General features: G+C 73.5%; 23 protein-coding genes. 6 read left to right on the forward strand and 17 right to left on the reverse strand.

Annotation, left to right across the window (positions count from 1 at the left end):
• Positions 1–942, reverse strand: a complete 942-nt coding sequence (locus tag ABZS40_RS08550) for an ABC transporter ATP-binding protein (RefSeq protein ID WP_354942831.1) — start codon at positions 940–942, stop codon at positions 1–3.
• A gap of 148 nt (positions 943–1,090) precedes the next feature.
• Between ABZS40_RS08550 and ABZS40_RS08555 the strand changes: the two genes are divergently transcribed.
• Entirely contained in the window at positions 1,091–1,567 is a 477-nt protein-coding gene (locus ABZS40_RS08555) for a hypothetical protein (RefSeq protein WP_354942692.1), read from the forward strand.
• A gap of 12 nt (positions 1,568–1,579) precedes the next feature.
• Here ABZS40_RS08555 and ABZS40_RS08560 read toward each other — a convergent pair whose 3' ends face one another.
• Positions 1,580–2,563, reverse strand: coding sequence for a helix-turn-helix domain-containing protein (locus ABZS40_RS08560; RefSeq protein WP_354942693.1), 984 nt, complete (start codon positions 2,561–2,563; stop codon positions 1,580–1,582).
• A 112-nt stretch (positions 2,564–2,675) separates the two neighbouring features.
• Between ABZS40_RS08560 and ABZS40_RS08565 the strand changes: the two genes are divergently transcribed.
• A complete protein-coding gene (locus tag ABZS40_RS08565; RefSeq protein ID WP_354942832.1) occupies positions 2,676–3,242 on the forward strand; it encodes a maleylpyruvate isomerase N-terminal domain-containing protein in 567 nt (188 codons plus the stop codon).
• Between the two features lie 157 nt (positions 3,243–3,399).
• Here ABZS40_RS08565 and ABZS40_RS08570 read toward each other — a convergent pair whose 3' ends face one another.
• The 4 genes from ABZS40_RS08570 to ABZS40_RS08585 all read right to left on the reverse strand — a co-directional run bounded on the left by ABZS40_RS08570 (position 3,400) and on the right by ABZS40_RS08585 (position 5,913).
• Positions 3,400–4,050, reverse strand: coding sequence for an MFS transporter (locus ABZS40_RS08570; RefSeq protein WP_354942694.1), 651 nt, complete (start codon positions 4,048–4,050; stop codon positions 3,400–3,402).
• Positions 4,047–4,688, reverse strand: a complete 642-nt coding sequence (locus ABZS40_RS08575) for an MFS transporter (RefSeq protein ID WP_354942695.1) — start codon at positions 4,686–4,688, stop codon at positions 4,047–4,049. The genes ABZS40_RS08570 and ABZS40_RS08575 overlap by 4 nt, the downstream gene beginning before the upstream one ends.
• Before the next feature lie 158 nt (positions 4,689–4,846).
• Positions 4,847–5,389 carry a GNAT family N-acetyltransferase gene (locus ABZS40_RS08580; protein ID WP_354942696.1) on the reverse strand — a complete coding sequence of 181 codons (543 nt, stop codon included), beginning with the start codon at positions 5,387–5,389 and terminating at the stop codon, positions 4,847–4,849.
• Between the two features lie 32 nt (positions 5,390–5,421).
• Positions 5,422–5,913 carry a DUF1992 domain-containing protein gene (locus tag ABZS40_RS08585; protein WP_354942697.1) on the reverse strand — a complete coding sequence of 164 codons (492 nt, stop codon included), beginning with the start codon at positions 5,911–5,913 and terminating at the stop codon, positions 5,422–5,424.
• A 228-nt stretch (positions 5,914–6,141) separates the two neighbouring features.
• Here ABZS40_RS08585 and ABZS40_RS08590 point away from each other — a divergent pair, with 228 nt between their 5' ends.
• A complete protein-coding gene (locus ABZS40_RS08590) occupies positions 6,142–6,792 on the forward strand; it encodes a LysE family translocator (RefSeq protein ID WP_354942698.1) in 651 nt (216 codons plus the stop codon).
• A gap of 9 nt (positions 6,793–6,801) precedes the next feature.
• Here the strand turns inward: ABZS40_RS08590 and ABZS40_RS08595 are convergent, their stop codons facing one another.
• Genes ABZS40_RS08595 through ABZS40_RS08605 form a run of 3 tightly spaced genes read right to left on the reverse strand, consistent with a single transcriptional unit; the run spans position 6,802 to position 9,666 of the window.
• Positions 6,802–7,626, reverse strand: a complete 825-nt coding sequence (locus tag ABZS40_RS08595; RefSeq protein ID WP_354942699.1) for an SDR family NAD(P)-dependent oxidoreductase — start codon at positions 7,624–7,626, stop codon at positions 6,802–6,804.
• Positions 7,623–8,963, reverse strand: a complete 1,341-nt coding sequence (locus ABZS40_RS08600) for an NAD(P)-binding domain-containing protein (protein ID WP_354942700.1) — start codon at positions 8,961–8,963, stop codon at positions 7,623–7,625. The genes ABZS40_RS08595 and ABZS40_RS08600 overlap by 4 nt, the downstream gene beginning before the upstream one ends.
• 55 nt (positions 8,964–9,018) lie before the next feature.
• Entirely contained in the window at positions 9,019–9,666 is a 648-nt protein-coding gene (locus ABZS40_RS08605) for a TetR/AcrR family transcriptional regulator (protein WP_354942701.1), read from the reverse strand.
• A gap of 57 nt (positions 9,667–9,723) precedes the next feature.
• Between ABZS40_RS08605 and ABZS40_RS08610 the strand changes: the two genes are divergently transcribed.
• The 3 genes from ABZS40_RS08610 to ABZS40_RS08620 all read left to right on the forward strand — a co-directional run bounded on the left by ABZS40_RS08610 (position 9,724) and on the right by ABZS40_RS08620 (position 12,835).
• Positions 9,724–11,082 (forward strand): MFS transporter, encoded by a 1,359-nt coding sequence (locus ABZS40_RS08610; RefSeq protein WP_354942702.1) that lies wholly within the window; start codon positions 9,724–9,726, stop codon positions 11,080–11,082.
• Positions 11,083–11,108: 26 nt separating this feature from the next.
• On the forward strand, positions 11,109–12,263 hold the full coding sequence (locus ABZS40_RS08615; protein WP_354942703.1) for a hypothetical protein: 1,155 nt from the start codon (positions 11,109–11,111) through the stop codon (positions 12,261–12,263).
• A 230-nt stretch (positions 12,264–12,493) separates the two neighbouring features.
• Positions 12,494–12,835, forward strand: coding sequence for an RNA polymerase-binding protein RbpA (locus tag ABZS40_RS08620; protein WP_030489777.1), 342 nt, complete (start codon positions 12,494–12,496; stop codon positions 12,833–12,835).
• Between the two features lie 79 nt (positions 12,836–12,914).
• Here the strand turns inward: ABZS40_RS08620 and ABZS40_RS08625 are convergent, their stop codons facing one another.
• The 8 genes from ABZS40_RS08625 to ABZS40_RS08660 form a co-directional block, all read right to left on the reverse strand.
• Complete coding sequence (locus ABZS40_RS08625) at positions 12,915–13,445, reverse strand: FxsA family protein (protein ID WP_354942704.1); 531 nt, start codon at positions 13,443–13,445, stop codon at positions 12,915–12,917.
• Positions 13,446–13,513: 68 nt separating this feature from the next.
• On the reverse strand, positions 13,514–14,323 hold the full coding sequence (locus tag ABZS40_RS08630; protein ID WP_354942705.1) for a polyprenol monophosphomannose synthase: 810 nt from the start codon (positions 14,321–14,323) through the stop codon (positions 13,514–13,516).
• A gap of 34 nt (positions 14,324–14,357) precedes the next feature.
• Complete coding sequence (lnt, locus tag ABZS40_RS08635) at positions 14,358–16,007, reverse strand: apolipoprotein N-acyltransferase (protein ID WP_354942833.1); 1,650 nt, start codon at positions 16,005–16,007, stop codon at positions 14,358–14,360.
• Between the two features lie 522 nt (positions 16,008–16,529).
• A complete protein-coding gene (locus tag ABZS40_RS08640; protein WP_354942706.1) occupies positions 16,530–17,867 on the reverse strand; it encodes a glutamate mutase L in 1,338 nt (445 codons plus the stop codon).
• Entirely contained in the window at positions 17,864–18,256 is a 393-nt protein-coding gene (locus ABZS40_RS08645) for a hotdog domain-containing protein (protein ID WP_354942707.1), read from the reverse strand. The genes ABZS40_RS08640 and ABZS40_RS08645 overlap by 4 nt, the downstream gene beginning before the upstream one ends.
• Positions 18,253–19,044 carry an OAM dimerization domain-containing protein gene (locus ABZS40_RS08650; RefSeq protein WP_354942708.1) on the reverse strand — a complete coding sequence of 264 codons (792 nt, stop codon included), beginning with the start codon at positions 19,042–19,044 and terminating at the stop codon, positions 18,253–18,255. The genes ABZS40_RS08645 and ABZS40_RS08650 overlap by 4 nt, the downstream gene beginning before the upstream one ends.
• Complete coding sequence (locus ABZS40_RS08655; protein WP_354942709.1) at positions 19,041–20,600, reverse strand: lysine 5,6-aminomutase subunit alpha; 1,560 nt, start codon at positions 20,598–20,600, stop codon at positions 19,041–19,043. Before ABZS40_RS08655 ends, ABZS40_RS08650 begins: the two co-directional genes overlap by 4 nt.
• Positions 20,597–22,162 carry an amidohydrolase gene (locus ABZS40_RS08660; protein WP_354942710.1) on the reverse strand — a complete coding sequence of 522 codons (1,566 nt, stop codon included), beginning with the start codon at positions 22,160–22,162 and terminating at the stop codon, positions 20,597–20,599. The genes ABZS40_RS08655 and ABZS40_RS08660 overlap by 4 nt, the downstream gene beginning before the upstream one ends.
• Positions 22,163–22,166: the final 4 nt, after the last annotated feature.

The following is a 22,166-nucleotide window of genomic DNA, read 5'->3' on the forward strand; positions in this document are numbered from 1 at the left end:
CTACTCGATGAGCGATCGGCCGGTGAGCTTGAGGAACACGTCCTCCAACGTCGCGCGGCGGACCAGTGCGGTGAGCGGCGTGAGCGACATGGCGTGCACCGTGGCGAGGGCCGCCTCGCCGTCGGCGGCGTAGACGAGCACCCGGTCGGGGAGCAGTTCGACGCGGCCCTCGGTGTCGTTGCCGCCGGTGGCCAGCACCGACGTGCGCAGTTTCTCCGCCGCGGTGTCGCGTTCGTCGAGGCGGAAGCGGAGTTCGAGAACCTCCCGCGTGGCGTACCTGGTGATCAGTTCCTGGGGTGAGCCCTGCGCGACGATGCGGCCGTGGTCGACCACGATGAGCCGGTCGCAGAGCTGCTCGGCCTCGTCCATGTAGTGCGTGGTGAGGATGAGCGTGACGCCCTGCTGTTTGAGCTGGAAGAGCCGGTCCCACAGGATGTGTCGGGCCTGCGGGTCGAGGCCGGTGGTCGGCTCGTCGAGCAGCAGGATGTCCGGTTCGTTGATCAGGGAGCGGGCGATGGTCAGCCGCCGCCGCATGCCGCCGGAGAGCGTCTCCACCTGGTCGCCGGCTTTCTCCTGAAGCTGGGCGAAGTCGAGCAGTCGGGTCGCGCGGTCCCGGATGACGGCCCGCGACAGGCCGAAGTATCGCCCGTAGATGTGCAGGTTCTCCCGCACGGTGAGCTCGTTGTCCAGGTAGTCGTCCTGCGTGACGACGCCCAGCCGGGCCCGGATCTCCGGCCCCTGTCTCATCGGGTCCATGCCCAGCACGCGCAGGCTGCCACCGCTGATCGGCGACGTGGCGGCGATCATCCGCATGGTGGTGGACTTGCCGGCGCCGTTGGGGCCGAGGAGCCCGAACGACTCCCCTCGCTCAAGCGCGAAGTCGATGCCGTCGACCGCGCGGAACTCCGCAGTGGAACCACGTGCTGGATAGACCTTCGTCAGATCTCTCGCTTCGACCAGCGAATGTTCGCTCACCACGGCAGCCTAGGGAAATTCGACAGCTAAGTGCAAGATCTGAGCAGAGCTTTGTAACTTTCAGACGCAACAAGGATTTGACCCTCGACCGGGTGGAGACCCGACCATCGGCGGCATGACCGAACAATCGACCGCCGACCCGACCATGAGCCGCATCATCGACGCCGTACAGCTCGGCCAGAGCGGCGCACCCGCCCAGGCTCGTGAACTGCTCACCGCCTTGTGGGACGAACTCGGCCCCACCGGTGACGCCCTGCACCGCTGCACCCTGGCGCACTACCTCGCCGACCTTCAGGACACCACCGAGGCGGAGCTGGCCTGGGACGAACGTGCCCTGGCCGCAGTGTCCGACCTGACCGACGAACGCGCCCAGCGGTATCTGTCCTCACTCCAGGTCCAGTCGTTCCTGCCGTCGCTGTACCTCAACCTGGCCGACTGCCACCGGCGCCTGGGCAACGTCGGCCCGGCCCGGAAGCACCTCGCCCGAGCCCGCGAACACCTGGTGCGGCTACCGGACGACCCGTACGGCGAGAGCATCCGCGCCGCGGTGCGTGACTTCGTCGAGGACGATCCGACCGACCGCCGGCGGTAGCGGTCGGTCGGGTCACCGGTCCCGGCGAGCGACGCCCGTGCGGTACTCCTGCGGCGAACGTCCGTAGTGGGCACGGAAGAGGCGGCTGAAGTGGGCCTTGTCCGGGAAACCCCAACGGGCGGCTATGACCTGGATCGGCTGCCGCAGCAGCGGGTTGCCGAGATCACGCCGGCACTGCTCCAGGCGCTTGGCGCGGATGAGTTCGGCAACGGTCGTCGCCTCCGCCTCGAACAGGCGGTGAAGCGACCGCGGCGAGATGTGGTGGGCGGCGGCGACGCTGCGAGGGCTGAGCTCGTCACTGTCGAGGTGGCGGTCGATGAAATCGACGACCCGGGCCCGCAGTGCGGTGTGCCGCGCCTCCGGCGACAGGGTGTCCTCGATGTCGAGGTACTGAGCGAGCGCGGCAGTGAGCAGGTCCACCGCCACCCCGCCCAGGATCTCGGCCTCAGCCGGCGCGAACTGCTCCGGGTGCGCCGCGATGCTGCGCAGGTGGTGGGCCAGAAGCCCGCCAACGCCGAGGTGCGACGACATCGGCGTGGCCAGCAGGCGGCGGAGCCGATCCGGCGCCAGGCGCAGCGCCGCGTGCGGTATCTGCACGGTGATCGTGGTGGCGAGACCGGGGCCGTCCGCGCGGTGCCGGGCGACGTGCGGCCGCGCGGTGTCCAGGAGCGTGAAATGGTTGGCGGGTTCCAGCGTGGACTCGGTGCGGTCCTGGATCAGGGTGCTGCGACCGGTCAGCGGCATCGCGAGCTGGTACACGTCCCCCTCGGCTCGGCGGACCAGTTTCGTGGGCCGGATCGAGTCCAGCGACGGGTAGCGCAGCGAGGTCATCCGAATGCGGCCGAGATCGATGGCCTGCGCGTAGGCCACGAAATTGTCCAGGTGGCCGCTGCTGATGTGCGCCGGCGCCGTCTCCTGAGCGACCAGCGCATACCAGAACGCGAACCGGTCCGCCGGGGGCAGCACCGTCGTGTCCACCACCAGGTTGGGCAACACTCCGCCCGCCTCCCCCCATGTGCGAGGATGGATTCTTGCACGCCTCGACTGTCTTCACCCACGACGCGAATCCCACGCCCGGCGCCGTCGGAGGGGTTGGCGTATGTCGGCGATGACCGGCGCCGACCTGCGGGAGGCAGCCGACGAGACGACCAGGGTGCTGCTGCCACACCGGGAACGCGACTGGTCGGTGCCGGCCGGCTCGTTGACCTGGAGCTGCTGGACCACCGCGGCGCACATCGCGCACGACCTCCTCGCGTACGCGGGCCAGGTCACCGGCCGCCCGGATGACGGCTATCTGCCGTACGACCTGCGGGTCTCCCCCGACGCCAGCCCGACGCAGGTGCTCACTGTGGTGCGGGCCTGCGCCGGTCTGCTCGCCGCCGCCGTCGACGCCGCCCCACCGGACGCGCGGGCCTGGCACTTCGGTCCGTGCGATCCGGCCGGCTTCGCCGCCATGGGCGTGGCCGAGACCCTGCTGCACACCCACGACATCACCCTCGGTCTCGGCGTGCCGTGGCAGCCGCCGCAGCGCCTGAGCGCGCTGGTGCTGCGGCGACTCTTCCCGGATGCCCCGCCCGGGGCGGCGCCCGAGGTGCTGCTCTGGATGACCGGCCGCGGTGAGCTGCCCGGCCGGGCGAGGCGCACCTCCTGGAGCTGGCAGGCCGCAGTCGACTGACTCGCACCAGCGCCGAGGGGCCGGGTGGTCGCCTGCCCCCGGGCGACCACCCGATTGGAGCGTCAGGGTCAGGTCCAGCTGATGCCGCGGTTGCGAACGCTGCGCATGCCCTTCTCCTCTCCCCTCGGTGGACGGCCCCCGTGCCCGCCAGTTGACCTCAGCGTCGGCCACGGACTGCTTCGGCGGTAGGGATGTCGGCGTTCGGAGTCGTTCGGGCTTGTTCGACAGCAGTCTCGAACGTCGCAGGTGCGGAGTCGGGTCGCCGTGGCCACAGCGGCACGAAGGCGAGAACCGCCACCGCGCCCGACAATCCACTGACCCCGATCACCGTGGTGGCCGGCCACCGGTCGGCGGCCAGACCCGCGAGGACCATCGCCGTCCCCTGTAGCCCACTGAGACCGGTGATGGCCACCCCGAACGCGCGCCCCCGGTACCGCGTCGGCACCGCCCGGCCGAACAACGCGTTCAGGGGGATGGCGAAGGCACTCGCCGCGCCGGCCAGCACCAACAGCACGAGCATCATCCACAACGGAGGGACGAGCCACGCCGCCGTCAGCACCCCGGCCGACATCGCGGCCAGCGGCAGGATGAGCCGTGGCCGGGCCGCCGGTGGACAGAAGCGGGTGAGCGCGACCCCGCCGATGGACATCCCCAACGGCGCCGCCGCCAGCAACAGTCCGACGGTGCCGGCGCCGCCGCCGTACTGCCGGGCCAGCGGCGCCATCAGCCCCTCGGCTGCGTAGGTGAAGGCGCTGGCCATCCACAGGACCAGAACGTAGGACCGCAGCCGGGAATCGGCGAAGATCACCCGTAGACCGACGGCCCGGCCCTGGCCGGTAGGGCTCGACCGCGGTCGAGGCGCGGGCGGGAACGCACGCCGATTCCGATCAGAAGAGCCGACACCAGAAACGTGCCGGCATCCACCAGCAGGGCACCGCGCAGCGACAGCAGCGCCACCAGACTCCCCCCGACCGCGAAGCCGACCACCTGCACGACCTGGGCGCAGATGTTGTCCACGCCGTTGGCCACGGCGTAGCGGTCGCCGTCGAGCACTTCCGGCATCAACGCCGCCCGCGCCGCCACGAACGGTGGTCGCATCAGGTTGACCACGAAGAGGAGCACCACCAGGGCTGGTGCGGGAAGGTCCGGCAGCGCCGCCAGCGGGATGAGCGCCGCGCGGCCAAGGTCGCAGACGATCATCACGCTTCGCCGGGGGAACCGGTCGGCCAGACCGGACAGCAGCGGTCCGCCGGTGAGCCAGGCCAGGTAGGAACTGGCGTAGGCGGCCGCCGCCAGCGCAGCCGAGCCGGTTTCGCTGAAGACGAGGTACGCCACGGTCACGGCCGTGAGCTGGTCGCCGGCCAGGGACAGCAGGTACGCCCCGAACAGGTGGCGGTACTCGCGCACCGCGAACACCTCGGCGTACGTCGCGGCGCGCTCGGTCACCTCGCCCGTCCCTCCCGCGCCGGCGGTCATCTGGGCGCTCGGCCCAGACCGTATCCGCGTTCGCGCCGTCGGGGCCGGGAGTAGGCGTTCGGACCTGTTCGGATCCGTTCGCACCAGGTTCGGGACGGCCGGCGGGAGGTGTCGAGCGTGCTGCCCGGCTAGCCGGCGTCGAGCGTGTGGCGGTGACCGTCGAGCGGGAAGGGCGGCCGGGCCGGCAGGGTCTCCTGGAACACGAAGCCGCACTTCTGCGCCACCCGGCAGGACGCCGCGTTGTCCACCTGGTGCAGCAGGTCGAGACGCGATACCTCGGGGAACCGGTCGAACGCCCAGCGGCTCAGCGCGGTGACCGCGCGCGGGGCGACGCCGCGGCCGCGTGCCCACGACGCTGTCCAGTAGCCCACCTCCGGAGCTGGGCGCTCCGGTGTGACCCCCTTGAGCACCACGTTGCCCACCAGCCGAGCGCCGTCGGCCTGCTCTTCGAGGACGGCGAAGGTGTACCGCCGGCCGTCGGCCCAGTCGCGCAGTGCGCCCTCCAACCACCGCCGGGCCTCGGCGGCGGTGGTCACGGGAGCTCTGGTCCAGCGGCGCAGGACCGGATCCCGGTAGGCATCCATCAGCTCATCCAGGTCGTCGGCGCACCACTGACGCAGGGCCACACCCGGCGTCGAGGGCGTGCCGGGCGTCCGCGATTCGATCAGCATCGGCACAGTCTGCCGTGGCCGTGCCCCGGTGGTCAGCCCCGACGGCGGCGCCACAGCGGCCACCAGCCGCGGCGGCGACGGCGCGACGGCGTCACGACGGTCGCCGGTTCGGTGACGGTCGAGGTGACCTTGGGGCGGGCATGCTCGGCGCGCCAGCGGCGGACCACGTCCTCGGTGTTCACCGGGCGCACCGCGACCCGGGGGCCGTCGTCGGGGAAGCGCAGCCACGCCACGATCTGTGCGTTCAACTGCCCCACGACGTCGCGGACGGACTGTTCGGTGGGCAGGTCGCGGACCTCGTCGGGGACCTGCTCGATGCGTCGGCGCAGTTGCAGCGACGTGGGCAGGAGCAGGTCACTGGGGAGCGCCTCGCGCTCCAGGAAGCTCTTGATCCACCACGCCTCGTCATACGGCGCCCCCCGACCGGGGATCGGCTTGCCCATGCCGGGCAGGTCGTCGAACTCGCCGCGCTGAACGGCATCCTGGATCTTCGCCTCCACTGACGCTTCCCACGCCTCGGTCACCGTGCGGCACCTCCCTGGCCACCGTAACGCGCCGCCTCCGGCCGGCGACACGCACTTGCCAGGGGTCAGCGCGCCCGCCACGGTGAGCATTCCCGCCACGGCGCTGCCGTTGCGTCGAACGCGAATGGATCACTGCGGGATCGCAGGCCACGGCTCGTCAGGTGGCCCTGGGTCGGGATGTTCATCCTGATTACGGTCGGTGTGGGGACTACGAACGGGGGAAGCGTCGTGGTGAGTACGGGCGCACTGCTGGGTATCGGGCTGGTGGCGTTGGGGCTGGTGCTCACGCCCGGCCCGAACATGGTCTATCTGGTGTCCCGCTCGGTGGCACAGGGCCGCCGAGCCGGGCTGGTCTCACTGCTCGGGGTGGCCGCCGGCTTCGGCGTCTACCTGGCGGCGGCGGTCGCCGGCCTGGCCACCGTCTTCGTCCTGGTGCCGACGCTGTACGCGGTGGTGAAGCTGGCCGGTGCCGGCTACCTGCTCTGGCTGGCCTGGCGGACGCTGCGTCCGGGTGGGCACTCGCCGTTCCGGCCCGCGCCGCTGCCGCCGGACCCGCCCCGGCGGCTGTTCACCATGGGCCTGGTCACCAACCTGCTGAACCCGAAGATCGCGATCCTCTACGTGTCGCTGCTACCGCAGTTCATCGACCCGACGCGGGGGCACCTGGCCACGCAGAGCCTGCTGCTCGGTCTGACCCAGATCGCCGTGGCGCTGAGCGTGAACGCGCTGATCGTGCTCAGCGCCGGCGCCCTCGCGGGGTTCTTCGCCCGCCGGCCGGTGTGGCTGCGGGTGCAGCGGTGGGTGACCGGCACCGCGCTCGCGGCGCTGGCCGTGCGCATCGCCGCCGACCGCTCGCGCGCGGCCGTCGCCACGCCCTGACCCGGGCGTTCAGCGTCCCCGGTGGCGGTCGAGCATCCCGGCGGCCAGCGGCGCGGCGTCCAGGTCACCGGCGGCGAGCCGGGCGGCGAGGGTACGGCGCACCAGTCGGTCGGCCAGCGCGGGCGCGTGCCGGCCGACGGCCATCTCCAACCGGCCGCGTGCCGTGGTGGCCACGTCGCGGGGCGCCCGCCGGGCGGTGGCGGTCCGCAGGATCGCCGCGACCACCCCCTCGACGGGCTCGGGGCGGGACACCCCCCGCAGGGACAGCCCCGCCTCGGCGGTGCTGTCGTGGATCGGTGAGGCGACCATGCTCGGGTAGACGACGCTCACTCCGACGTGCGTGCCCACCTCGTGGCGCAGCGCGTCGGCGTAGGCGACCAGGGCCCGTTTGCTCACCCCGTACGCGGCGGCGAGCGGAAGGGGCAGCACCGCCATCCGACTGGCCACGAAGATCACCCGTCCGCGTGCGGTGAGCAGCGGAGGCAGCGCGGCGGCGGTGGTACGCCAGGCCGCGAGCAGGTTGACCTCCAGTTGCCGGCGGACCACCTCGTCGGGCGGCAGCTCGGCCGGCGCGGGACCACCGACTCCGGCGTTGTTGATCAGCAGGTCGAGCCCGCCGAGCCGGTCGACGGCGGCCCGCACCGCCGCCGGCACGGCGTCGGGGTCGGTCAGGTCGCAGCCCAGCACCGGCACGTCGTCGTCGGGACTGGCGTGCAGGTCGAGCCCCACCACCCGGGCGCCGGCCCCGCTCAGCGCGGCGCCGAGGTGGCGGCCGAAGGTCCCGCTCGCCCCGGTGACCAGCACCCGCCGAGCGACCAGGGAGCGACCGCTCACCGGGGTGCCCCCACCGAGGACGCCGTGCCGGAGCCGGCGCGGCGCGTCCCCGCGGTCAACTCCCGGGCCAGCTCGGCCAGGTAGACGTCGAAGTCCACCCGCATCGCCGGGCGGCGCTGACCCCAGCGGGCGGTCGCGGCCCGCAGTTCGGCCCGGCAGACGGCGCGCTGCCGCTCCGGGTCCGGCAGCGCGTACCGGCCGGCGAGGTGCGCCGCGATCAGCTTGGCCTGTGCCTCGACCAGCGGAAACGCGGAACCGGTGGACTGCATCAACCCGACGAAGCTCAGCCCGGGGGCGTCGGGGTGGAAGACGTGCCGGTACAACGGCAGGGTGTCGGCGCCTCCGGCGAGCAACGCCGGGTCGAGGAACGGGACGTCCACCCGGTAGCCGGTGCACCAGATGATCAGATCGACGCTGTCGCTGCGGCCGTCGGTGAACTCCACCCGGTCGCCGTCGAGGGCGGCGACGCCGGGTCGGGCCTCGACGTCACCGTGGGTCAGCCGCGACAGCAACCCGTCGGAGAGCGTCGGGTGGTCCTGGAGGAAGCCGTGCGTCGGTGCGGGCAGCCCGTAGCGGGCGGGGTTGCCCACGGTTGCGCTGAGCATCGTCTGGCTGATGCGTTGGCGCAGACGCCACGGCAGCCGGCGGGCCAGCGCCCCGTTGAGGGTGTCCGAGGGGCGTCCCAGGAGGTACTTCGGCACCACCCAGACGCCCCGGCGCAGCGACAGCAGGGTGCGGGTGGCGGCGTACGACGCGTCGACGGCGATGTCCATCGCGGAGTTGCCGCCGCCGACGACCAGGACCCGCCGGCCGGCCAACTGCTCCGGGCCCCGGTAGTCGTGGCTGTGGATCTGCTCGGCCGTGCAGGTGCCGGGGTAGCCGGGGTCGGGCAGCCGGGGCACCCGGTTGTGCCCGTTGGCGACGACCACGGCGTCGACGGTGACCTCGACCGGGCCGCTCGGGCCGCTGGCGGCCACCGTCCAGGTGCCGTTGGGATGCTGGGTGACCCGCTCGACGGTGTGGCCCAGCCGGATGGTGTCGGCCAGCCCGAAGCGCTCGGCGTAGTCGGCGAGGTAACCGGCGACGCGACGGTGGTCGGGGTAGTCGGGCCAGTCGCTCGGCATCGGGTGGTCGGCGAACTGGGTGCGAACACGGCTGGTGTTGAGGTGCAGCGTGCGGTACGCGGGCGAGTCGGGCGCCCCGTACACCCACAGACCGCCGACCTGCTCGGCGGCTTCGAAGCCCACAGTGGGCACGTCGGCGTCGCGTAGTGCCTTGACCGCGGCGAGCCCGGCGGCGCCGGCCCCGATCACCGCCACCCGCTGTGGTACGCCCATTGCCGCCCCCATCAATCCAACGTCCGATGGATAATCATCGTGCGGCGGCGGCCCGTCAAGGGGTCGGTGATCCGTACAGCCCGTCGAGCAGGCGATGCACGAACGCCCGGAACTCGCGCCGCTCCCGAGCGCCGGGCGCGCCCGCGGCCAACGCCACCACGTGCCCGTGCGTCGCCCACACCAGACTCCGCACGGTGATGTGTGGGGTCGGCTCGGCGAGGGCGCCGGTCGCCGCGGCGGCGGTGAGCAACTCCGCGACCAGCCGGTACAACGGGTCGGCGTAGCGCTGGTCCAGCTCGGCGTGCCGCTGCGGCTCCAGCCAGCGGCGCAGCCACAGCGCTGTGGTCTCGGGGCGGTCCTCCAGGAAGTCGACGAAGACGTCGACAAGCTCGTGCAGGGCCCGTCGCGCCGCGTCCGGACCCGCGTCGAGAGCGGCGCGGGCCTGCTCGGCGGCGTCGGTCAGCACGTCCCGTTCGGCGGCGAACACCCGGGCGAAGCACGCGTCGTAGAGCGCTGCCTTCGTACCCGTGTGGTGCGCGACAGTGGCGACGTCGACCCCGGCGGCGGCGGCGACCTCCCGCAGCCCGACGGCGTCGAAGCCCCGCTCGGCGAAGAGCGCGGTCGCCGCGGTGAGCACCACCTCGCGGGTCGGCCGGGTCTCCTCGCGGCGGGGCCGACCCGGGCGGCGGCGGGGCATGGTCATGGCCGCCATTCTGCCCCTAGAATCCAGCAACCGTTGGATTGCGGAGAGGATGCGGCGATGACCGGGCTGGACCGGCGGCCCGCGGCCGCCACCGACGCGACCCTGCCGCGCGGCCCCCTGGCGGGCTTCGCGGCCGGCTCGCTCGGCATGGGTGTCTGGGTGACAGTGCCCGGCCTGCTGCTGCTCTACTTCCTCACCGACGTGCTGGCCGTCGGGCCGTGGCTGGCCGGCCTGGCGCTGCTGCTGCCGAAGATCGCCGACGTGCTGCTGCACCCCTGGATCGGGCACCGCGCCGACGTCGAGCAGACCCGACGCGGCGACCGTCGTCGCCTGCTGCTGCTCGGCTGCGCCCTGCCCGTCGCGTTCGCCGCGCTCTTCGCCGTGCCCGGCGGCCTGACCGGCCCGGCGGCGGCCGCGTGGGTGGCGGTGTTCTTCATCGCCGGCAACCTGCTCTTCGCCGCCTACCAGGTCCCCTACCTGTCCACACCGGCCGACCTGCGCATCGGCTACCACGAACGCACCCGGCTGATGGCGTTCCGGATGGTGGTGCTGACCCTGGGCATCCTGGTCTCCGGGCTGCTGGCCCCGCTGCTCACCGGCGGCGACGCCGCGACGCCGGGCGGCTACCAGCGGATGGGCGTGGTCCTGGCCGTGGGGATGCTGGTGGCCATGCTGGTCGGTGTCGCCGGCATCGCCCGGCTGCGCGGGTCCGCGCCGCCCAGCACCGCGTCCGGGCACGGCGGGTGGCGGGCGTTGCGCACCGCGCTGCGCGACAGGCAGTTCCGCTGGCTGGTCGCCGCGTACCTGGCGATGTCCACCACCACCCACCTGGTGCTCGCCGGGGTGCCCTACTACGCCGAGTACGAGCTGCGCGCCCCCGGCCTGACCACGGTGCTGGTGGCCGCGTTCGTGGCGCCGGCGCTGCTGGTCACCCCGGCCTGGCTGGTGGTGGCGCGACGCGTCGGCAAGCAGCGGGCGCTGCTCGGCGCGCAGGGCGCGTTCGCGATCGGCTCCCTGGTGCTGGCGGTGGGCAGGCCGGCCGGCCTGCCGGTGCTGGTCGCCGCGGTGGCGGTGCTCGGGGTCGCGTTCGCCGGCATGCAACTGCTGCCGTTCTCGATGCTGCCCGACGTGATCCGCGCCGCCAGCAACGCCGGCGCCACGGGGGCCGGCACCTACACCGGGGTGTGGACGGCCACCGAGGCCACCGGCGCGGCCCTGGGCCCGTACGCGTACGCGCTGTGCCTGACCGTGGGTGGTTTCGTGGCCTCGACGGCCGGTGAGTCGCCGGTGCAGCCGGACGCCGCGCTCGCGGCGGTCCGCTACGGCTTCGGGCTGCTGCCGGCGGTGGCGATGCTCGCGGCGCTGCTGCTGCAACGCCGCTACACCCTGGACGCGACGGCCCGGGCGACGAGCTGACCGGCCGGCACTAGACTTCGCCCTCGATGGACGCGCAGCCCGACACCACCGAGACCCGCCCCTGCGCCCACTGTGCAGCGCCGGTGCCGCAACGGGTCGGCGCGGGCCGACCGTTTCGCTACTGCCGCGACAACGACGGCGCCTGCCAGCGCGCCTCCCGCAACAGCCGGATGCGGCACCGCAACGCCCCCGGTCTGCCCGGGCAGGTGGCCCGCACCTGGGAGGCGGTGGACCGCCTCGACCAGATCGTCGAGACGTTGACCGAGTCGCTGCACGCCGAGTTGTCCCCGGTGGGTGTGCAGCGGCAGGTCGCGCAGGTCCGCGCGGAGGCCGCCACCGAGATCGCGGCGGCGCAGACCGAACGCGACGAGGCCCGCGACGACGCCGAGACCGCGGCGGCCGACGCGGCGCGCGCCCGCGAGCAGGCCCGCGACGCCCGCGCCGAGGCCGACGACGCCCGCCAGCGCGCCGAGCTGGCGCAGCGGCAGGCCACCGCCGCCGACGAGCGGGCGCAGCATGCCGAGGCCGCCCGCGACAAGGCGCGTCACGACGCCAGCGCCGCCGAGGCGCTGCGCACCCAGGCCGAGCGCGACCGCGACCAGGCCCGCACCGAGGCGCGGGACCTGCGCACGGAGCGCGACGCCGAACGGCAGCGGGTGGCCGACCTGAGCGTGGAACGTGACGCGCTGCGCGCCGAGTCCGAACGGACCAGCCGGGCCGCCGCCGAGGCGACCGAGCGGGCCGGGCGGTGGCAGGCCGAGGTTCAGGACGTTCGGCGCCAGATCGAGCAGTCCCGCGCCGACGCGGCGCGGACCCGCGCCGAGGCCGCCGACGCCGCCCGGGCCCGCGAGCAGGCCGACCGGGCCCGCGACCGCGCCGAGGTCGCTGCCCGGCAGGCCGACGACGCCCGGCAGGAGGCCGCGGAGCTGGCCGCGCGGCTACGCGCGGAGGTGGCGGCCCTGGCGACCCAGCGCGACACGCTCACCGCCGAGCTGAGCGTGGCCCGGCAGGCCGCGGCGACCGCCGAGGGTCACCGCACCGCAGTGACGGTACGACTCGACGCCGCCGAGACCGACCGGGACCTGGCCCAGCGGCGGGTGGCGCAGCTCGGCGACCAGGTCAGTGACCTGGCGTTGGCGCTGGCCCGCCTCGGCGCCGCCACTCCCGGCGACGTCACCTGATGATCGTGGCGCAACCTTCGGTAGGCTCGGGCGGTTAACCACCCCGGTGGCGGCGGACACACACCGTTGTCCCGACCGCCTGGGGATCACCTCACCGGGTGACCGTTCCGGCCGGTTACCCTTGGTCCCGGCCCACCCGTGGACGCCTCACGCCCTCGGGCGGGAATGGCTCGACGGGGACGCACCGTTACACCCAGAAGACCAGCACCACGAACGAGGGGAAGTCGATCATGGGCGAGCGTATGCTGCGCGGAAGCCGCCTTGGCGCGGTGAGCTATGAATCCGACCGCAACACGGAGCTCGCGCCGCGTCAGACCCGCGAGTACCTCTGCGCCAAGGGCCACCAGTTCGAGGTGCCGTTCGCCGTCGACGCCGAGGTCCCGATGACCTGGGAATGCAAGTTCGACGGCAGCGTCGCCCGACTCGTCGACGGCAACGAGCCGGAGCAGAAGAAGGCCAAGCCGCCGCGTACCCACTGGGACATGCTTCTGGAGCGGCGTTCCATCGCCGAGCTGGAGGACATCCTGGAGGAGCGCCTGCAGGAGGTTCGGACCCGCCGCGGCCGCGCCTGAGCCGCACGACGCGCACGACGACGGCGCCCCCGAGGATCTTCCTCGGGGGCGCCGTCGTCGTCTGTCTGGTGGCCTGGTCTCAGTGCCGGCCGGGTTCGACGATCTCGCCCTCGATGGCCCGACCGCCGTCGACCACCACCGGCTGTTCCGGTTGCGGGGTCGGTTGCGGGGTCGGTTGCGGCGCACCTTGGCGCACCCGCACCGTGCGGGGCCCGAACAGGTCACCGGCGACCATCGACGACACCCGCCGCTCGGTGGCGCGGCGCACCCCGGCGCGGGCCAGTCGACGCACCGGCGGCACCAGCAGCAGCAACCCGACCAGCCCGCTGACCAGGCCGGGCACCGCCAGCAACAGCGCGCCGGCCAACCCGACGAGCCCGTCGGTCACCTGCCCACCCGGGGGCTGCCCGGCCGCAGCGGCGGCGCGGAAACCACGCCAGGCGCGCATCCCCTCGCGGCGTAGCAGCACCAACCCCAGCAGGGACGCGGCGAACGCCAGCAACACCGCCGCGCCGAACCCCAGCGCCCGTCCCACACCGACGAACACCGCCAGCTCCAGCACCACCGCCAGCAACAGGGCCAACGGTACGAACCTCAGTCCTCGGCGCATCTCACCTCATCGCCATTCCTGCGGACACCACGGACGTGTTCCGCTCATCCAGCATGACACGGCCGCGCTCACGGCCACCGTGCCTGACCGGTGGCGGTGCCGTGCAGGCCCCGGCGTACCGCCTGGCGCCGGTCACGCACCCCCCAGGCGGTGATCCGCCACAGCGCCTCGGCCACGATCTTCGGGCTCATCTTGCTGTCGCCGCGTTCCCGCTCGGCGAAGGTGATCGGCACCTCCACGATCCGCACACCGGCCCGGTGCGCCAGCCGCGACAGCTCCACCTGGAACGAGTAGCCCTGCGAGGTCACCGAATCCAGGTCGATGGCGTCCAACGCGCTGATCCGGTACACCCGGTACCCGCCGGTGGCGTCCGAGACGGGCATGCCCAGCGCCAGGCGCGCGTACAGGTTGCCGCCGCGCGACAGCAACAGCCGCCGCAGCGGCCAGTTGAGCACCCGCGCGCCGCTGGTCCACCGCGACCCGATCACCACGTCGGCGTCGCGGGCGGCGTCCAGCAGCGCCGGCAGGTCCTCCGGGGCGTGTGACCCGTCCGCGTCCATCTCCACGACCGCCTGGTAGCCACGCTCGCGCGCCCACCCGAACCCGGCCAGGTACGCCGCACCGAGGCCCTGCTTGCCCTGGCGGTGCAGCACCTGCACGTGCGCGTCGCCGTCGGCGAGGGCGTCGGCGATCGCGCCGGTGCCGTCGGGGCTGTTGTCGTCGGCGATGAGGATCTGCACCGCCGGGGCGGCGCGCCGAACCCGGCCCACGATCACGGCGATGTTGTCGGCCTCGTTGTAGGTGGGGATCACCACCAGCACCCGGCCCACCCCGGGCACCTCGTCCGCGCGTCGGATCGTATCGGTCGCCTGGATCACGGTTCCTCCGCTCCCGCCGGCGTACCGGCTGTTGCTATCCGGGCCTGACCCGCTGCCGCCGGCGCAGCACCGCCGCGCCGAGCAGGGCCGCCGCGGCCAGCGCGGCGAGCGCCACCTCGGGCCACCAGCCGAGGCGGGTGGCGAGGGTGCGTCCGTCGTCGAGCCGCAACTGCCGCACCACGACCTCCCGGGTGTTGAACCCGGTGGCATCGCTTACCCGCCCGTCGGGTGCGACGAACCCGGACACCCCGACCGTGGAGGCCATCAACGCCGGCCGCCCGTGCTCCACCGCCCGCAGCCGCACCATGGCCATCTGCTGGCGGGCCTCCGCCACGTTGAAGGTGGCGTTGTTGGTCTGCACCACCAGCAGTTGCGCGCCGCCGGTGACGGTGTCGCGGACCACCTCGTCGTAGGCGACCTCGAAGCAGATCACGTCACCGAGCACGGCGGGGCCGGCGCGTACCACGCCCGGGGTGCTTCCGGGCACGAAGTCGTTGCGGATCAGGTCGACCTGCTTGCTGACCATCCGGGCCACGTCGCGCAGCGGCACGTACTCGGCGAACGGCACCGGGTGGCGTTTCGTGTACAGCTGGTCGAGGTCCGGGCCGGTGCCGGGGCGCCACAGGATGCCCGCGTTGCGGACCTGCCCGGCGCCGGGGCCCAGCAGCACCGCGCCGACCAGGATCGGCGCGCCGATGGTGTCGGCGGCCTGGGAGATTCGCGCCCCGGCGGTGGGGTTGCGCAGCGGGTCGATGTCGCTGGAGTTCTCCGGCCACACCACCAGGTCGGGTCGCGGCTGTTGCCCGGCGGCGACCCGCCCGGCCAGCTCGATGGTGGCGTCGACGTGGTTGTTGAGCACCGCCTGCCGTTGGGCGTTGAAGTCCAGGCCCAGCCGCGGCACGTTGCCCTGCACGATCGCCACGGTGACGCCTGCGCCGGACCCGGCGGTGGCGACCGGCACCAGCAGACCCCCGGCGGTCAGCGCGACGGCCACGACGGCCGGTACGGCCACCGGTGTCCACCGTCGTGCCGCCGTCGCCCCGGCGGGTGACGAGCCGTCCAGCGGGCTCTCAGCGCCCGGCACGGCGTCACTGGGCGGGGCTGCGGGGCGCTGGGCGGTGACCCAGCCCCGCCAGGCGGCGGTGACCAGCAACCCACCGATGAGGGCCACGGCGAAGGTGACCAGCGGGGCGCCGCCCAGCGCGGCCAGGCGCAGCAGCGGCGAGGTGTCCTGGCTGAACGCCAACCGCCCCCACGGGAACCCGCCGAACGGGGTGCGGTCGCGCAGCGCCTCCTGCCCGACCCAGAGCAGCCCGGTCAGCGCCGGCCACGCCCAGCGGGCGCGGTCGGCCAGCGGCGACACCCAGGCGGTGGCCGCGCCCAGCAGCGCCAGGTAGCCGGCCTGCAGCAGCGACAGCAGCACCCACGGCAGGTAGCCGGTGTGCAGGTTCGTCCAGGCCAGCAGCGGGGCGAAGAACGCCACCCCGGTCAGGAAGCCCAGGCCGGCGCCGGCGCGCAACCGCCGCCGGTGCGCGGCGGCGGCCAGCAACGCCACCCCGACCGGCGCGAGCGGCCACACCCCGTACGGGGGGAACGCCACCAGCAGGGCCAACCCGGCGGCCACGGCCAGGGGTACGGCGACCCGCAGCGGCAGCGGCCGGCCGGGAACGACCGGTCGGGGCAGCGCCGCCGGGGTGTGCGTCTCATCCCGGTCCAGGGTCGTCACCGCTTCACCTCGATCACGGGGCGAAGGTTACCTGGCTGGCGGGTGCACCGGCCGCGTCGGGCCGTCGGGGCACGAACCGCCCGTTGGACATGAAATCGGGGCGCGGCTCGCGCCGCGCCCCGATGCTCCCAGGCCCTTCCCGGCCGGTGTGGCGAGGATGGGGCACGACGACCTTCGGACCGACCGGACGTGGACTGGCTGCCCCCGCCGGGCCGTTGTCTACTGGCCGTGCACCTCACCCTGCCCGTACACCGGTAACCGCGGCCGGTTCGCGCCGCCCCGCCGACCCCCGCCCGCTGGACCTGGCCGCCGCGACGATGACGCTCGAACATGTCGCTCGGCCAGCGGACGGAGGGACGAAGCGAACAACAGCCGCTTCCCGTGGTAGGACTCAAAGACGGTACGTGCCGACCCCCGTCGGTTGTCAACCCACGGCCGGCCTGTCGTGTGTTGCGACACGGCGTGTCGGGTCGGCGAGTCTCAATGCGTACGCAGATGGTGACGCAGCAGCGCCTGCGCGGTGCCCCGGTGCTCCTCGGCGAGCAGCCCTCCGGCGGCCAACACGTAGTCGGCGTCGACCACCGCGGCGGCGGCCCGCGGCAGCGCCCACCCGCCGGCGTGGTCGGCCAGGACCGCCGTCAGCACCTGCCCGGCCATGTCGCTCGGCGCGTGCCGCAGCACCCCACCGGAGCCCACCAGCAGCCGCACGTCGCGCAGGTCCCGCCCGGAGCGCTCACCGGTGGCGGCGCCCCGGGCGTGCCGGCGCAGCGCCACCGTCGCGGCGAGGGTGGCGATGCGCCGGTCCACGGCCCGCTCGACGTCGTCGACGGCCAGGAACGCCGGGTCGGCCGCCCGTCGCGCCGCGGCGGCGGTCAGGTCGTCGGCCTCGCCGGCGGCGAGCAGCCGCTCCTCGGCGGCGGCCCGCACGACCCCCGGGGCGCTCCACCGCATGCCCAGATCGCCCTCCACGGTGCGGGCCCGCCACAGACTGCCGGCGACCTCCCGGCCCGGCCCGGTGGCCCGCTCGTCGGGGGTGAGCACCGAGTACACGTCGGTGGTGGCCCCGCCCACGTCGACCACGGCGAGGTCGCCACCGAGGGTGTCGGCGAGCACCTCCACACCGGTGAGCACCGCGTCGGGGGTGGCCGCCCGCACCAGCCGCGCGAACCGGGCGCCCCTCGACAGTCGTTTACCACCGATGACGTGGCGCAGGAACACCGCGCGGATCGCCGCCCGCGCCGACGCCGGGGCGAGCACCCCGATGCGCGGCAGGACGTTGTCGGCGTCGGTGACCGGCACCCCGGCGTCGCGCAGCAGCCCGGTCAGCGGCGCGCGCACGTCGGCGTTGCCCGCGTACACCACGGGTCGGCGCCACCGGGCCCGAGCCAGGCGGGTGGCGTTGTGGGTGATCGTGTCGGCGTCGCCGCCGTCGGTGCCGCCCACGAGCAACACCACGTCCGGGCGGGCCGCCCGCAACGCCGTCAGGTCGGCGGCGCCGAGCCGGCCGGCCGCGACGTGCACCACGTGCGCGCCGGCGGACAACCCGACCCGCCGGCCGGCCTGCGCGGTGACCAGCGCCTCGTAGCCGATCACGGCCAACCGCAGCCCACCACCGGCCGACGAGCACACGTACCAGGGCACGTCGCGGACCCCGAGCCCGGCGGTGGCCGCCGCGACCGCGGCGTCCAGGCCGTGCAGCACGTCGGTGCCCACAGTGGTGGGCGCGGCCGCCGCGCCGGCGAGGACACCGGCGGCCAGGTCCACCACCGCCACCTTCGTGTACGTGGAACCGACGTCGGCGCAGACCGCCAGGGTCACGACGCGGCGGGGACGACCACGGTGCCGGTCGCGGTGACCGCCACGATCGGCGGGTCGAGGACCTCCGCGGCGGACGCGGAGCGGTCCGGGCGGCCCCGGCACACCACAGCGCAGCTCAGCTCCAGGGTGCGGCTGCGGGTGCCCACCCGTGACACCCGCGCGGTGACCTCGATGACGTCCCCGGCGTGGACGGGCGCGTGGAACCGCACGTCGGCGTACCCGGCGAACAGGCCCTCGTCGCCGTCGGTGCGGATGCACACCTCCGTGGCGACGTCGCCGAACAACCCGAGCGCGTACGCCCCGTCGACGAGGTTGCCGGCGTAGTGGGCGTGCGAGTACGGCACATACCGCCGGTGCGTCACCGTCAACCCGAGCCGTGCGTCGGTCATGCCATCGCCTTCCGTTGCGTGATCAGCGCGTGCACGAGGTAGCTGGCCACCTCGCCGGGCGTGGTGCCCCGACCGAAGATCCGGTCCACGCCCAACTCGTCGGTCATCGTCTCGTCGAAGCGGGGACCACCGACGATCAGCAGCGGACGCCGCCCCGCCGGCATCGCCTCCCGGAACGCCGCGGACATCTCCCGGGTGTTGTGCAGGTGCGCGTCGCGTTGGGTGACCACCTGCGACACGAGCACCGCGTCGGCCTTCTCCGCCCGGGCAGTCTCCACCAACTCCGGCACGCTGACCTGCGCGCCCATGTTGGTGACCTTCAACTCCCGGTAGTACTCCAGGCCCTTCTCCCCCGCGATGCCCTTGACGTTGAGGATCGCGTCGATGCCCACCGTGTGCGCGTCGGTGCCGATGCACGCCCCGACCACTGACAGCTTGCGCCGCAACCGCTGCTTGATCACCGTGTTGACGTCCTTCGCCGACAGCAGCGCGAAGTCACGTTCCACCACCTGCACCGCGTTGAGGTCGACCAGGTGGTTGACCCGCCCGTAGACGACGAAGAACGTGAACCCGTCACCCATCGGCTTGGCGTGCACCACCATCGCCGGGTCGATGCCCATCTTGTTGGCCAACTGCACCGCGGCGCCCTCGGCGCGCTTGTCGTGGGTCACCGGCAGGGTGAACGACACCTGCACCATCCCGTCACCGGTGGTGTCCCCGTACGGCCGAACGATCTGCTTGCCGGTCTGCGCGCTGTGCTGGCTGGTTCGCTCGCTACGCTCGCTCACGCGGCGGCCTCCAGGATGTCGGTGGCCGGGTTGCAGTAGTCGGCCTCGTGCGCGGCGACCCCGGACAGGCCCTTGCCGCGGTCCGCGGGCCGCTTCATGATCCCGAAGGTGCCCTCGGCGATCGCCGTGAGCAGCGTCTGCTCCCCGATGCGTTCCAGCAGGTCCAGTGCCTCACCGAGGACCTGGTTGGCGCGGCGGCGGATGAACCCGCCCGGTGCGGGCACGAAGTCCTCGTGCAGCCCACCGGCCGCGCCGAGGACGTAACGCACGTTCTGCAGGGCGACGTCCCGGTCGGACAACCACGGCGTCACCACCGCCTCGGTCATCATCCCCACCAGCAGGATGCCCTGACCGGTCAGCGCGCCCGCCAGGTTGAAGAACCCGTCGAGCAGGTTGCCCCGGAACACGTCACCGGTCATGTGCTTCGTCGGCGGCATCCACTTCAACGGCGCGTCGGGGAACAGCTCCCGGGCCAGCAACGCGTGCGCCAACTCCAACCGGAACGACTCCGGCACCTCCGGGTTGATCTCGAACGCGTGCCCCAACCCCAACTGCCAGTCCGCCAACCCCGCCTCGTGCGCGAAGAACTCGTTGAGCAGCTGCGACACCGTCACCGTGTGCGCCTCGTCGACCGCGTCGGCGGTGGTCAGGTAGTTGTCCTCACCGGTGTTGATGATGATCCCGGCGCGGGCGTGCACCTGCCGGGAGAACCGCTGGTCGACGAACGTGCGCACCGGGTTGATGTCGCGGAACAGGATCCCGTACATCGAGTCGTTCAACATCATGTCGAGGCGTTCCAACCCGGCCAGGGTCGCCATCTCCGGCATGCACAGCCCGGACGCGTAGTTGGTCAACCGCACGTAGCGGCCCACCTCCTTCGACGACTCGTCCAACGCCGCACGCATCAGCCGGAAGTTCTCCTGCGTGGCGTACGTGCCGGCGAAGCCCTCCCGGGTCGCGCCCTCGGGAACGTAGTCCAGCAACGACTGCCCGGTGGAGCGGATCACGGCGATCACGTCCGCGCCGGCGCGCGCCGCCGCCTGCGCCTGCGGAATGTCCTCGTAGATGTCACCGGTGGCGACGATCAGGTAGATCCACGGCCGCTGCGCCGGATCGCCGTGGCGCTTCACCAGCCGGTCCCGCTCGGCGCGCCGCCGGTCGATGCGGCGGATGCCCGCGCCGACGGCCCTGCGCGCCGCCGACCGGGCGGCCGTGGCCACCCGCCCGGTGGGCTGGGTGAACCGCACCGACCCGGCCGCGGCCTTCTGCGCCAGCAACGTCACGTCGGTGCTGCCCTCACGGACCAGGGCGTCGAACACCGGCACCGCCACCCCGTGACCCAACCCCACGTCCGCGGCGACCGCGTCGACGAGCCGGTTCACCCACGGAATGCCGTCCGGGTCCGCGCCGGTCACCCCGGCCAACCGCAGAACCGCCCGCTCCACCGACACGGTGGTGTGGCTGCGTGCCAGGTCCACCACCGGCTGCCCGGCCCGACGCGCCAACTCCCGCGCCCGCGCCACCAGCACCGGATCAAGATCAAGCTTCCCGCTCATGATGACCCCTCCTCATAGATGACCTCACCGCGCAGCACCAGGCGCCGGCACACCGGCAGCGGCGTCGGGTCCTCCGGACCCCGCGCCTCCGGGTCCTCGGCCTGCAACACCGGCAGGCCCCGCTCCACGCCCGCCGGCGTCGACCACACCGCGAACGTCGCCGGCGCACCCAACGCCAGGACCCCCTCGACGTCCAGGTGCACCGCCCGCCACCCGCCCCGGGTGTGCGCCGCGAACGCCGATCGCACACCCATCCGCTGCGCCGGGTTGTGGTGCGCCACCGCCGCCCGCACCGACCCCCACGGGTCCAGCGGCGTCACCGGCGAATCCGACCCGAACGCCAACGCCACCCCCACCGAGTGCATCGCACCCATCGGGTTCGACTCCAACGACCGGTCCAACCCCAACCGCGTCTCGTACATCCGGCCCGCGCCACCCCACAACCGGTCGAACGCCGGCTGCATGCTCGCCACCACCCCGTACTCCACGAACCGCGCGATCAACGCCTTGCTCATGATCTCCGCGTGTTCGATACGGTGCCGGGCCGCCCGCAACCGCTCCACCCCCACCGTCCGCGCCGCCGCCGCGAACCCGTCGAGGACGGTGCCGATCGCCGCGTCACCGATGGCGTGGAACCCGCCCTGCATGCCGTGCGCCGCGCAGTCCAACAGGTGATCGCGCACCTGCTCCACCGACAGGTACCCGTGCCCGCAGCCGTCACCGTCGCCGTACGGCTGCGACACGTGCGCCGTGCGTGACCCCAACGCCCCGTCGGCGAACAGGTCCCCACCGGCGCCGACAGCGCCCAACTCCCGGGCCCGCGCCGCGCCACCCAACTCACCCCAGTACCCGTACACCTCCGGCAACCCCGCGCCGGAGATGCCCAGCAGACCGGTGAAGTCCTCCTCGTCGGAGATCTGCGGACCACCGCACTCGTGCACCGCCGCGATCCCCAACGACGCCGCGTGGGCGAGGGCCACCCGCTGCGCCGCGACGCGCTGCGCCCGACTCACCGACGCCTGCGCGGCCGCCCGCACCACGTGGTGCGCGTCACGCCGCAACCAGCCCGACGCGTCGTACCCGGCGGCCTGCACCGCCTGCGGGCAGGCCGTCAGCAACGCCGACGACACCAACGCCGAGTGGATCGACGCCTGCGACAGGTACACCCGCCGACCACCGGCCGCCCGGTCCAGCGCCGCCGCGTCCGGCAACGTCGGATCCGACCAACCCGACTCGTCCCAACCGTGCCCCAGCACCACCGCGTCCGCCGGCAGACCCGCCGCGAACCCCGCCACCGCGTCGAGTAGCTGCCCCGCCGAGCGCACCCCGGACAGCTCCAGCCCGGACAACGCCAACCCGGTGTCGGTGGCGTGCACGTGCGCGTCGACGAACGCCGGCGTCACCAACGCCCCGCCCAGGTCCACCACCCGGTCGGCCGGCGGCGCGTCACCGTCGGTCCCCAACCAGGCAATCCGCCCACCGGACACCAGCAGCGCGGTGGCGCTCGGGTCGGCGGGGCAGTGCAGCACGCCGCCGCGGTACAACGTCGAGGGGTTCGTCATGGCC

It is taken from the genome of Micromonospora sp. NPDC005324 (genome assembly GCF_040607155.1).
GTDB classification, from domain to species: Bacteria; Actinomycetota; Actinomycetes; order Mycobacteriales; family Micromonosporaceae; genus Micromonospora; species Micromonospora trifolii.

What these genes read in the sequence shown, in the direction of transcription:
- ABZS40_RS08615 (WP_354942703.1), top strand. Translation starts at nt 11,109, where the DNA reads ATGGACGCGCAGCCCGACACCACCGAGACCCGCCCCTGCGCCCACTGT.
- ABZS40_RS08580 (WP_354942696.1), bottom strand. Translation starts at nt 5,389, where the DNA reads ATGCTGATCGAATCGCGGACGCCCGGCACGCCCTCGACGCCGGGTGTG.
- ABZS40_RS08655 (WP_354942709.1), bottom strand. Translation starts at nt 20,600, where the DNA reads ATGAGCGGGAAGCTTGATCTTGATCCGGTGCTGGTGGCGCGGGCGCGG.
- ABZS40_RS08600 (WP_354942700.1), bottom strand. Translation starts at nt 8,963, where the DNA reads ATGGGCGTACCACAGCGGGTGGCGGTGATCGGGGCCGGCGCCGCCGGG.
- ABZS40_RS08605 (WP_354942701.1), bottom strand. Translation starts at nt 9,666, where the DNA reads ATGACCATGCCCCGCCGCCGCCCGGGTCGGCCCCGCCGCGAGGAGACC.
- ABZS40_RS08625 (WP_354942704.1), bottom strand. Translation starts at nt 13,445, where the DNA reads ATGCGCCGAGGACTGAGGTTCGTACCGTTGGCCCTGTTGCTGGCGGTG.
- ABZS40_RS08660 (WP_354942710.1), bottom strand. Translation starts at nt 22,162, where the DNA reads ATGACGAACCCCTCGACGTTGTACCGCGGCGGCGTGCTGCACTGCCCC.
- ABZS40_RS08645 (WP_354942707.1), bottom strand. Translation starts at nt 18,256, where the DNA reads ATGACCGACGCACGGCTCGGGTTGACGGTGACGCACCGGCGGTATGTG.
- ABZS40_RS08555 (WP_354942692.1), top strand. Translation starts at nt 1,091, where the DNA reads ATGACCGAACAATCGACCGCCGACCCGACCATGAGCCGCATCATCGAC.
- ABZS40_RS08610 (WP_354942702.1), top strand. Translation starts at nt 9,724, where the DNA reads ATGACCGGGCTGGACCGGCGGCCCGCGGCCGCCACCGACGCGACCCTG.
- ABZS40_RS08565 (WP_354942832.1), top strand. Translation starts at nt 2,676, where the DNA reads ATGACCGGCGCCGACCTGCGGGAGGCAGCCGACGAGACGACCAGGGTG.
- ABZS40_RS08620 (WP_030489777.1), top strand. Translation starts at nt 12,494, where the DNA reads ATGGGCGAGCGTATGCTGCGCGGAAGCCGCCTTGGCGCGGTGAGCTAT.